This is a genomic window from Chitinophaga sp. SYP-B3965, assembly GCF_009647655.1.
Taxonomy (GTDB): domain Bacteria; phylum Bacteroidota; class Bacteroidia; order Chitinophagales; family Chitinophagaceae; genus Chitinophaga.
This window is the reverse complement of record NZ_WJFD01000001.1, coordinates 3,327,815-3,338,392: the sequence shown is the minus strand read 5'-3', so window position 1 is coordinate 3,338,392 and position 10,578 is coordinate 3,327,815. Positions and strand designations below refer to the sequence as shown.

Sequence of the window (10,578 nt, the reverse complement as noted above, 5' to 3'; positions counted from 1 at the left end):
GCAAATAAAAAAGACAAACAACTGCTGATGAATCCGCAAGGCTCCATCAGGCAAATAAAAAAGACAAACAACTGCTGATGAATCCGCAAGGCTCCATCAGGCAAATAAAAAAGACAAACAACTGCTGATGAGACCGCAAGGTCCCATCAGGCAAATAAAAAAGACAAACAACTGCTGATGAATCCGCAAGGCTCCATCAGGCAAATAAAAAAGACAAACAACTGCTGATGAATCCGCAAGGCTCCATCAGGCAAATAAAAAAGACAAACAACTGCTGATGAAACGAGTTTTATTCATAGACAGGGATGGCACCATGATCAAAGAACAGCCACCAACCTACCAGATAGACAGTTTGGAGAAAGTGGAATTCTACCCTAAAGTATTCACCTACCTGGGTAAGATAGCGGCAGAACTGGATTACGAACTGGTGCTGGTAACTAACCAGGACGGCCTGGGCACAGCTTCTTTCCCGGAAGAAACGTTTACCGCCCCGCATAAACACATCATGCAATCTTTCGCAAATGAAGGCATTCATTTTGCGGCAGAATATATAGACAGGAGCTTCCCTGCAGATAATGCCCCCACCCGGAAACCCGGTACCGGCATGCTCGCGAAGTATTTCTCCAAAGACTATGATCTCGCCAACTCCTTTGTGATCGGTGATCGCATCACGGATGTGAAACTGGCGCAGAACCTGGGTGCTAAAGCTATCTGGCTGAATGAAGGTACTGGCCTCGGTGGCGCTGAAGTGGATAGCACAGATTTAAAAGACGTGATCGCCCTGGAATCCACGGACTGGGCAAAGATCTATGAGTTCCTCAAGATCGGCCTCAGGAAGGTAAGTCATGTACGTGCCACGAAGGAAACAGACATCCGTATTGAACTGAACCTGGATGGAACCGGCAAAGCCAATATCCATACCGGTCTGGCTTTCTTTGACCACATGCTGGACCAGATAGCCCGCCACGGCAGCATAGACCTGGACATCACAGCCAAAGGAGACCTGCATATTGATGAACACCACACTATAGAAGATACCGGCATTGCACTGGGAGAAGCCTTTGCCATGGGGCTGGCGGATAAGAAAGGTATGGAAAGATATGGCTTCTGCCTGCCCATGGATGACTGCCTGGCACAGGTGGGTATTGATTTTGGCGGCCGCAACTGGATCGTTTGGGATGCGGAATTTAAAAGGGAGAAGGTAGGGGATATGCCCACGGAAATGTTCTTCCACTTCTTCAAATCCTTCTCAGACGCGGCTAAATGCAACCTGAACATCAAAGCGGAAGGGGAGAATGAGCACCATAAGATAGAGGCTATCTTTAAGGCTTTTGCAAAGGCGATCAAGATGGCTGTGAAGCGGAATCCGGATAATATGCAGTTGCCAAGCACAAAGGGGGTTTTATAAGATGAGCGAAATAAAATTTGCATATTTGGATAAATCCACCCATATTTGCTTTCACAATGCAAATGAATATCACATACAAACTTTGGTGGCACGCAGAAAATCTCTTCGCTGTGTAACGCTGCCATGTTCGTATTTTAAATACATTAAGAAGGCTCGCTGTACACACAGCGGGCCTTCTTCGTTTTTAGCCGATAACAAACAACTAAATGAAACCGCAAGGTTCCATCAGGCAAATAAAAAGGACAAACAATAACTGATGAAAAATATTCAGGTAAAAACACGATCCAAACAAATGCTGGCAGATGTATTCACACCTGTTAGCATCTACCTCCGCATCCGGGACAAATTCCCCGGCTCCATCCTCCTGGAGAGTACAGACTCTCACGCCAGCGAGAACAGCTTCTCCTTCATTGGTATCAAGCCCATTGCAGGTATTGAAGTGACCTCCACGGATATATTCGAATTCAAGTACCCCGGCCAGCCGGTAGAACGGAAACAGTTGAAGAGCAGCAAGGAAGTGGTGAAGGAGATGGATGCTTTCCTGAAAAGTTTTTCATTCAGTGAAAAATCCCCGGTGCCATATGCAGAAGGCCTCTTCGGCTACAGCACCTACGACTCGGTTCAGTTCTTCGAAAAGATCGTGTTCCAGAAGCGCGAGAAAGCCGGTAACACTATTCCTCTGATGCGTTACCGCTTCTACCAGTATGTAATCGCCATCAACCATTTCAAAGATGAACTGCACCTGATAGAGAACCAGGTAGATGGCCAGGAAAGCGAGTTTGAATACCTCGAATCCCTCATCCGGAACAAGGATTTCCCCAGTTATACTTTCGCAGGAAAGGGCGAAGAAAAAAGCAATCTCACCAATGAGCAATACATAGAGATGGTGGAGAAAGGCAAGCAACATTGCTTCCGCGGAGATGTTTTCCAGATCGTATTATCCCGCGCCTTCAGCCGTGAATTCTCAGGAGATGAATTCAATGTGTACCGCGCGCTGCGTTCTATCAATCCTTCTCCTTACCTCTTCTATTTCGATTACGGCGATTATAAATTAATGGGTTCTTCCCCGGAAGCACAGCTGATCATCAAAGACCGCAAAGCCGTGATCCACCCCATAGCAGGCACTTTCAAACGTACCGGCAATGATGAGCAGGACAAAGAACTGGCTGCACAACTACTGGAAGATCCAAAAGAAAATGCAGAACATGTAATGCTGGTAGACCTTGCACGGAACGACCTGAGCAGGAAAGCCACAGAGGTAGAAGTAGAAACCTACCGCCAGATCAAATACTACTCACACGTGATCCATTTGGTGAGTGAAGTAACCGGCCAGTTACCGGCGAACAGCAATCCCTTTGAGATCCTGGCCGCTACTTTCCCGGCAGGCACCTTGTCCGGCGCACCCAAGTATAAAGCCATGGAACTGATAGACAGTTACGAACCTACCGCAAGAGGTTTCTACGGCGGCTGTGTAGGATTTGTAGGATTCAATGGCAACTTCAACCATGCTATTATGATCCGCTCCATCCTGAGTAAGAACAATACATTGTACTACCAGGCAGGCGCAGGCATTGTGGCGAAGTCAGTAGCCAATTCTGAACTGGAGGAAGTGAACAATAAACTCAACGCATTAAAACAGGCCATTATCCTGGCGCAAAATATTTGATATGAAGATCCTGGTGTTCGATAATTACGACTCATTTACCTATAACCTGGTGCATCTGGTAGAAAAGATCATCAACGGTAAAGTAACGGTAGTAAGGAATGATGAGATCAAACTGGAAGAGATCGATCAGTACGACAAGATCATCCTCTCCCCCGGTCCCGGTATTCCTGTGGAAGCAGGTTTGCTGTTGCCGCTGATCAAACAGTATGCCCCCACCAAATCCATCTTTGGCGTATGCCTTGGCCAGCAGGCTATTGGTGAAGCATTCGGCGCAAAATTAACCAACCTGAAAGAAGTATATCACGGTGTAGCCACCCCGGTGAAAGTGATCTCCCGCAGTGGCAGGATCTTTAAGGACCTGCCGGATGAACTGGAAGTAGGGCGTTATCATTCCTGGGTGGTAGATGAATCTACTTTACCGGCAGAACTGGAAATCACCGCAAGGGATGAACACGGTTATATCATGGCTTTGCAGCATAAAAAGTTTGATGTAAGCGGTGTGCAGTTTCACCCTGAAAGTGTGCTCACCCCGAAAGGAGAACAAATTTTACGCAACTGGTTAGCCCTCTAAACAATAAAAGATGAAAAAGATACTCAACTATCTGTTCGAACATAAAACCTTCTCCCGTGAAGGCGCTAAAGAGATCCTCACCAATATCTCCAAAGGCGTGTATAACGAAAGTGAACTGGCTGCCTTCATGACGGTGTTCCTCATGCGCAGCATCACGATTGAAGAACTGCTGGGTTTCCGGGATGCTTTACTGGAGCTGTGTGTTCCCATCGACCTGAACGGCCATGCCGTGCTGGACATTGTGGGAACGGGCGGGGACGGGAAGAATACCTTCAACGTATCCACGCTGTCCTGCTTCATTGTAGCCGGTGCGGGTGGAAAGGTAGCGAAACACGGCAACTATGGCGTATCTTCGATCAGCGGCGCTTCCAATGTAATGGAGTCTGTTGGATACAAGTTCAAGGCAGATCAGGGCAAATTAAGGCAGGAGGTAGAAGAGGCAGGCATCTGTTTCTTACACGCTCCGCTCTTTCACCCGGCCCTGAAGAATGTTGCCCCTGTGCGTCGCCAGTTAGGTGTGCGAACTTTCTTTAACATGCTGGGCCCCCTGGTGAATCCCGCTTTTGCGGAACATCAGCTGATAGGAGTGTACAGCCTGGAAATGGCGCGCATTTACAATTACCTGTTCCAGCAGACGGACAAACGTTTTGCGATCGTTCACAGCCTGGATGGTTATGACGAGATCTCCCTCACCGGCGATACCCGCATCATCACCAACAAAGGAGAACAGGACTGGACGCCGGAAGCATTAGGCAAACGCAAAGTACACCCCGAAGATATTTACGGTGGTAACTCCACGGAGGAAGCCGCTAAGATCTTTATGAAAGTATTAAAAGGTGAAGGAAGCTGGGCACAGAATTCCGTAGTAATGGCCAATGCCGCTATGGGACTGTTCTGCCTGGAGAAATATCCCACCTACGATGCCTGTTTCCAGGCTGCGGTGGAATCACTGGAATCCGGCGCTGCCTACAAATCGTTCCAGAAACTGATCGCGTTACAATAATGTATTATGAAGGATATCTTAGCTGAAATAGTAGCCAGTAAAATTACAGAAGTGGCAGACCGCAAGAAAGTGAGAAGCGTGCAGGAGCTGGAAGGTACTTCCATGTTCAGCCGCGAACCCCTTTCTCTCCGGAGCTTCCTTCAGCAACCGGACCGTACAGGTATTATTGCCGAATTCAAAAGGCAGTCTCCCTCCAAAGGCGTGATCAATGCCACGGCCCTGGTACAGGATGTTACAGCGGCCTATGCCAGGAGCGGGGCATCCGGATTGAGCGTACTCACAGATCAGCATTATTTCGGCGGGTCTATGGACGACTTGCAGCAAGCCCGCGCAGTGAATAATATTCCTATCCTCCGGAAAGATTTTGTGATAGATGAATACCAGATCGTGGAAGCTAAAGCCATCGGCGCAGATGTGATCCTGCTGATTGCAGAATGCCTCAGCAAAGAAGAAGTGAAACACCTCGCCACTTTTGCTCATAACCTGGGACTGGAAGTACTGCTGGAAGTACACAGCGGAGATCAGCTAGAGAAGATCACGAAGCATACCCACCTGGTGGGCATCAATAACCGCGACCTGAAAACATTCAAAGTAGATATACACCGTTCCATGGAACTGCTGAAGCAGATCCCTGCCGGCCACAGCAAAGTAGCAGAAAGCGGCATGGACGATACAGATACCATCATCACCTTAAAGAAAGCCGGCTTCGACGGTTTCCTGATCGGGGAGCATTTCATGAGAGATGAAAATCCCGGCAGTGCTTTTGAATCCTTCGCACAGGTGCTGAAAGTAAAACTCGCAGCCTTATGAAAATAAAAGTATGTGGCATCACCAAACGGGATGACCTGGAAACCCTCGTGGAACTGGGTGCGGACTATGCGGGTTTTATATTTTACAATAAATCGCCGCGTTTTGCCGGTAATAAGTTAGATGGCCGTACGGTACGGGAAGCGGGTAAGAATATCGGCAAAGTAGGCGTGTTTGTAAATGCAGATAAACAACAGGTATTACAGACCGTGAAGGACTATGGTCTGGATGCCGTACAGTTACATGGTGATGAATCCATCGCTTTTTGCCAGGAGATGAGATTAACAGTGCCTGTTATCAAAGTGTTCCCCGTTGACACAAACGGCTTTCAGAACGCAGCGCCTTATCTGCCGCACAGCGATTACTTCCTGTTTGATACAGCCAGTAAAGAATACGGCGGTACCGGCAAACAATTCAACTGGGAACTGCTGAATAATTACAACCTGGATAAACCTTTCTTCCTGAGCGGAGGTATTGGTCCGGATGATGTGGAAGCCATACAGCGATGGCGCCACAAGTCCTTGTTCGCATTGGATGTGAACAGCCGGTTTGAAATCTCTCCCGGCATAAAAGACATGGAGAAGGTAGCTACCTTCCTGAAAGCAATTAAAAAAGAACTTGTAAAATAGAACGCATCATGGACATAGCCGTGAACACATCACACTCTAAGTATCACGTAAACGATAAAGGCTATTACGGACGGTTTGGCGGGGCATACATACCGGAAATGCTCTACCCTAATGTGGAAGAATTAAAAGAACAATACCTGCAGATCATTTCCGAACCTGCATTTCAGGCGGAGTTTGATCAGCTGTTAACAGATTACGTAGGCCGCCCTTCGCCTTTGTTCTTTGCCAAACGTTTGTCTGAAAAATATAAAGCGAAAATATACCTGAAGCGGGAAGACCTGAACCATACCGGCGCCCACAAGGTGAATAATACCATCGGTCAGATCCTGCTGGCACAACGCCTGGGCAAGAAAAAGATCATTGCAGAAACCGGCGCCGGACAGCATGGTGTAGCTACTGCTACTGTATGCGCGCTGATGGGCCTGGAATGTGTGGTATATATGGGAAGCATTGATATAGAGAGGCAGGCGCCGAATGTAGCCCGCATGAAAATGCTGGGTGCTACCGTAGTTCCAGCTACCAGCGGAAGTAAAACGCTGAAGGATGCAACCAATGAAGCCATCCGCCACTGGATCAATCACCCGGTAGATACACATTACATTATTGGTTCCGTAGTAGGTCCGCATCCTTATCCGGATATGGTAGCGCGTTTTCAATCCGTAGTGAGTGAAGAAATGCGTAAACAATTACTGGAGAAAACAGGCAATGCCAATCCTGATTATGTGATAGCCTGCGTAGGCGGTGGCAGTAATGCAGCCGGTGCTTTCTTCCATTACCTGGATGAAGAAGCCGTGAAACTGGTAGCCGTAGAAGCAGCCGGTAAAGGTGTGAACAGCGGTTTCTCCGCAGCCACTTCGCAGTTAGGGAAAATGGGTATCATCCATGCCAGTAAAACTTTACTGATGCAAACGGAAGATGGCCAGATCGTAGAGCCACATTCCATTTCCGCGGGTTTGGATTATCCCGGTGTAGGGCCTTTGCATGCACACCTGTATGAAACAGGCCGTGCACAATTCCTGAATGCTACGGACGATGAAGCACTGGCAGCCGCTTATGAACTAAGCCTGCTGGAAGGGATCATCCCCGCACTGGAATCCGCACATGCGCTGGCCAAACTTAAAGACCTGCCGCTGAAACCGGAAGACGTAGTGGTAGTATGCCTGAGCGGCCGTGGTGATAAAGACCTGGAAACCTATATCAAACATTTAAAGTAAAAGGTAATGAACCGCATAGATCAATTGTTTAGCAATAAACCGAAAGAGATCCTCAATATATATTGCACAGCCGGTTTTCCGGCCCTCAACGATACCCTCACTATTATGGAAACACTGCAGCAAAGCGGTGTGGATATGATAGAACTGGGGATGCCTTTTTCTGATCCCCTGGCAGATGGCCCGGTGATCCAGGAAAGCAGCACCCGCGCTATTGCCAATGGCATGCGTGTGAGCGTATTGTTTGAGCAATTGAAAGGATTCCGTGACCGTATTTCCTTACCCGTTATCCTGATGGGATATATGAATCCTGTATTGCAGTTTGGGGTAGAGAATTTCTGTCAGAAATGTGCAGAAACAGGGGTGGATGGCATCATCCTGCCAGATCTGCCCATGGATGAATTTGAAACAGAATACCGGCCTATTTTCGAAAAATACGATCTCCACCTGATCTTCCTGGTGACCCCGGAAACCAGCGAAGCCCGCATCCGTAAGATAGATGCAGTAAGTACAGGATTTGTGTATGCCGTATCCTCTTCCTCCACTACGGGGAAGGACAAGGATATGGGAGATCAGCAGGCCTATTTTGCAAGGCTGAAGGAAATGAAATTAAAGAATCCTGTATTGATAGGGTTTGGGATCAAGGATAAGCAAACATTTGCCGCTGCCTGCGCCAATAGCAATGGTGCCATAATTGGCAGCGCTTTTGTAAAAGCCATCGAAAACAGTACTAACTTGCAGTCTTCCATACAAAGTTTTGTGCAAGGCATAAAAGGTTGATGAAACATGAAAACAGCCATCATTAAATACAACGCCGGTAACATCCGTTCTGTGCTCTTTGCACTGGAACGCCTGGGCGTGGAAGCCACTGTTACCGATGATCCGGAAGAGCTGCGTGCCGCGGATAAAGTGATCTTTCCCGGTGTGGGAGAGGCCAGCACTGCCATGAATTACCTGAAAGAACGTAAGCTGGACCTGCTGATCAAAGACCTCAAACAACCCGTTTTAGGTATTTGCCTGGGCATGCAGTTATTGTGCAAACATTCAGAAGAGAACGATACGGAATGTTTGGGCATCTTTGACCTGCCGGTGAAGAAATTTGAATCGCCGGTAGAAAACCTGCTCAAGATCCCGCAGATAGGCTGGAATAATATTGCCGGATTACACAGTGTGATCTTTGAACATGTGCCGGAGAATTCCTACATGTATTTTGTGCACAGTTATTTCGTGGCCCTGGGCCCGGAAACAACAGCCATTGCTAATTATGTGATCAATTATAGCGCTGCACTGCAAAAGGATAATTTCTATGCAGTACAGTTTCACCCGGAGAAGTCTGCCGATCTGGGGCAAAACATCCTGGAGAGTTTTCTGAAATTATGAATGTGAATATTCAATACATAACGGCAGAAGAAACATTGAACATACGCCGGGATCTGCTGTATCCCGGTTGGGGCCTGGATGATGTAAGGATCAGTGATGATGCGGAAGGTCTGCATTTTGGCGTGTTTGAAGGGAAAGAGCTTGTTACTATCGTATCTCTTTTTTTTAACGGGAAAAGGGCACAGTTCCGCAAACTGGCTACGGTTGCCAGCAGACAACGGAAAGGATACGGGTCTTTGTTATTAAAACATGTGATGGAAGTGTGCCGGCAGAAACAGGTAGAAACATTATGGTGTAATGCACGCACCACCGCAGAGGAGTTCTATCAGTTGCTGGGTTTTAAACGTAACAGCGAATTATTTTACAAGGACAATATTGCTTATTACAAAATGGAGATCAGCCTGGAACCAGCTGCCAAGAAGAGTTTTACCATTATTCCAGCCATTGATATCATTGGCGGAAAATGTGTGCGCCTCACACAGGGAGATTACGAGCAGAAAAAAGTATACAACGAACATCCTTTGGAAGTAGCCAAAGAGTTTGAAGAAAGCGGCATCACCCGTTTGCACCTGGTAGACCTGGACGGCGCAAAAAAAGGCGCTGTAGTGAACTGGAAAGTGCTGGAAGCCATTGCCGGTAAAACCAGCATGGTAGTAGATTTTGGCGGAGGCATCAAAAGTGATGCGGATGTAAAGATCGTATTTGAAGCAGGCGCCGCCATGGCAACTATTGGCAGTGTAGCCGTGAAACAACCGGAACTTTTCTTTAGCTGGCTGCAGCAGTATGGCGCAGATAAAATGTTCCTGGGTGCAGATGTAAAGGAAGAGAAGATCGCTGTTGGCGGATGGCTGGAAACTACGGAGCTGAGTGTATATGACTTCCTCAAAAGCAATATGGAAAGAGGTGTGAAAGAAATATTCTGTACAGATATTGCAAAGGATGGCTTGTTGCAGGGGCCTTCTACTGAGTTGTATAAAAATATCATCAAAACATTGCCCGGCATTCAGCTCACGGCAAGTGGCGGTGTAAGTAAGATAGAGGATGTATACGAACTGGAAGAAGCGGGGCTGGCTGGTGTGATCATCGGTAAAGCCATTTACGAAGGTTTGATCTCGCTCACCCAATTAAAGAAATTTTTATAATGCTTACAAAACGCATCATACCCTGTCTGGATATCAAAGACGGCCGCACCGTAAAAGGGGTGAATTTTGAGAACATCCGCGATGCAGGTGATCCCATTGAACTGGGCGCACTGTATGCACAGCAGGGTGCAGATGAACTGGTGTTCCTGGACATTACAGCTACCAATGAAAAAAGGAAGACCCTTTCTGAACTGGTTACCCGTATTGCCCGTCACGTAAACATTCCCTTCACCGTAGGTGGGGGTATTTCTTCTATTGAAGATGTGAACGTGCTGCTGAATGCCGGTGCAGACAAAGTATCCGTGAACACCGCTGCTTTCCGCAACCCGGAATTGCTGAACGGCCTCTCCCGCGAATTCGGCAGCCAGTGTATTGTACTGGCCATCGATACCCGTTTTGAAGAAGGGGACTGGTACGTGTACCTCAATGGCGGCCGGGTAAAAACAGATATTAAAACAACAGACTGGGCCAAAGAAGCGGTAGAACGCGGCGCCGGAGAGATCCTGCTTACCTCCATGAATAATGATGGTACCAAGCAGGGTTTTGCACTGGATATCACCGCCCGTTTATCACAAAACCTGCATGTACCCGTGATCGCCTCCGGCGGCGCAGGCACCATGGAGCATTTTGCGGAAGTATTTGAAAAAGCACAGGCAGATGCAGCGCTCGCAGCCAGCATCTTCCACTATAAAGAAATGGAAATTCAGGATTTGAAAACATACCTCTACAAAAGGGGTGTTCAAATACGGTTTTAATTGATG

Annotated in this window: 11 protein-coding genes; all 11 read left to right on the top strand. The window is 47.6% G+C overall.

The genetic code is table 11. From position 1 onward, the window contains the following. Positions 1-277: 277 nt before the first annotated feature. The 11 genes from hisB (at position 278) to hisF (ending at position 10,572) form a co-directional block, all read left to right on the top strand. Positions 278-1,408, top strand: a complete 1,131-nt coding sequence (gene hisB, locus GFS24_RS13245) for a bifunctional histidinol-phosphatase/imidazoleglycerol-phosphate dehydratase HisB (protein WP_153660030.1) — start codon at positions 278-280, stop codon at positions 1,406-1,408. A 256-nt stretch (positions 1,409-1,664) separates the two neighbouring features. Further along, positions 1,665-3,074 carry an anthranilate synthase component I family protein gene (locus GFS24_RS13240; RefSeq protein ID WP_153660029.1) on the top strand — a complete coding sequence of 470 codons (1,410 nt, stop codon included), beginning with the start codon at positions 1,665-1,667 and terminating at the stop codon, positions 3,072-3,074. Position 3,075: 1 nt separating this feature from the next. Continuing rightward, positions 3,076-3,645, top strand: a complete 570-nt coding sequence (locus tag GFS24_RS13235) for an aminodeoxychorismate/anthranilate synthase component II (RefSeq protein ID WP_153660028.1) — start codon at positions 3,076-3,078, stop codon at positions 3,643-3,645. Positions 3,646-3,655: 10 nt separating this feature from the next. Next, a complete protein-coding gene (trpD, locus tag GFS24_RS13230) occupies positions 3,656-4,648 on the top strand; it encodes an anthranilate phosphoribosyltransferase (RefSeq protein ID WP_153660027.1) in 993 nt (330 codons plus the stop codon). A 6-nt stretch (positions 4,649-4,654) separates the two neighbouring features. Continuing rightward, positions 4,655-5,458: an indole-3-glycerol phosphate synthase TrpC gene (trpC, locus tag GFS24_RS13225; RefSeq protein ID WP_153660026.1), complete on the top strand. Its 804-nt coding sequence runs from the start codon at positions 4,655-4,657 to the stop codon at positions 5,456-5,458. After that, positions 5,455-6,084, top strand: coding sequence for a phosphoribosylanthranilate isomerase (locus GFS24_RS13220; RefSeq protein WP_153660025.1), 630 nt, complete (start codon positions 5,455-5,457; stop codon positions 6,082-6,084). Before trpC ends, GFS24_RS13220 begins: the two co-directional genes overlap by 4 nt. Positions 6,085-6,092: 8 nt before the next feature. After that, positions 6,093-7,298 (top strand): tryptophan synthase subunit beta, encoded by a 1,206-nt coding sequence (gene trpB / locus GFS24_RS13215; protein WP_153660024.1) that lies wholly within the window; start codon positions 6,093-6,095, stop codon positions 7,296-7,298. A 6-nt stretch (positions 7,299-7,304) separates the two neighbouring features. Then, the gene (trpA, locus tag GFS24_RS13210) at positions 7,305-8,075 is read left to right on the top strand and encodes a tryptophan synthase subunit alpha (protein ID WP_153660023.1); all 771 of its coding nucleotides are present in this window, start codon (positions 7,305-7,307) and stop codon (positions 8,073-8,075) included. A gap of 6 nt (positions 8,076-8,081) precedes the next feature. After that, a complete protein-coding gene (gene hisH, locus GFS24_RS13205) occupies positions 8,082-8,675 on the top strand; it encodes an imidazole glycerol phosphate synthase subunit HisH (protein ID WP_153660022.1) in 594 nt (197 codons plus the stop codon). After that, a complete protein-coding gene (gene hisA / locus GFS24_RS13200) occupies positions 8,672-9,817 on the top strand; it encodes a 1-(5-phosphoribosyl)-5-[(5-phosphoribosylamino)methylideneamino]imidazole-4-carboxamide isomerase (RefSeq protein ID WP_153660021.1) in 1,146 nt (381 codons plus the stop codon). Before hisH ends, hisA begins: the two co-directional genes overlap by 4 nt. Continuing rightward, on the top strand, positions 9,817-10,572 hold the full coding sequence (gene hisF / locus GFS24_RS13195) for an imidazole glycerol phosphate synthase subunit HisF (protein ID WP_153660020.1): 756 nt from the start codon (positions 9,817-9,819) through the stop codon (positions 10,570-10,572). Before hisA ends, hisF begins: the two co-directional genes overlap by 1 nt. Positions 10,573-10,578 lie beyond the last annotated feature (6 nt).

Excerpts from the sequence above, each read along its gene's own strand:
- hisB (WP_153660030.1), top strand. The coding sequence starts at position 278 with ATGAAACGAGTTTTATTCATAGACAGGGATGGCACCATGATCAAAGAA.
- GFS24_RS13240 (WP_153660029.1), top strand. The coding sequence starts at position 1,665 with ATGAAAAATATTCAGGTAAAAACACGATCCAAACAAATGCTGGCAGAT.
- GFS24_RS13235 (WP_153660028.1), top strand. The coding sequence starts at position 3,076 with ATGAAGATCCTGGTGTTCGATAATTACGACTCATTTACCTATAACCTG.
- trpD (WP_153660027.1), top strand. The coding sequence starts at position 3,656 with ATGAAAAAGATACTCAACTATCTGTTCGAACATAAAACCTTCTCCCGT.
- trpC (WP_153660026.1), top strand. The coding sequence starts at position 4,655 with ATGAAGGATATCTTAGCTGAAATAGTAGCCAGTAAAATTACAGAAGTG.
- GFS24_RS13220 (WP_153660025.1), top strand. The coding sequence starts at position 5,455 with ATGAAAATAAAAGTATGTGGCATCACCAAACGGGATGACCTGGAAACC.
- trpB (WP_153660024.1), top strand. The coding sequence starts at position 6,093 with ATGGACATAGCCGTGAACACATCACACTCTAAGTATCACGTAAACGAT.
- trpA (WP_153660023.1), top strand. The coding sequence starts at position 7,305 with ATGAACCGCATAGATCAATTGTTTAGCAATAAACCGAAAGAGATCCTC.
- hisH (WP_153660022.1), top strand. The coding sequence starts at position 8,082 with ATGAAAACAGCCATCATTAAATACAACGCCGGTAACATCCGTTCTGTG.
- hisA (WP_153660021.1), top strand. The coding sequence starts at position 8,672 with ATGAATGTGAATATTCAATACATAACGGCAGAAGAAACATTGAACATA.
- hisF (WP_153660020.1), top strand. The coding sequence starts at position 9,817 with ATGCTTACAAAACGCATCATACCCTGTCTGGATATCAAAGACGGCCGC.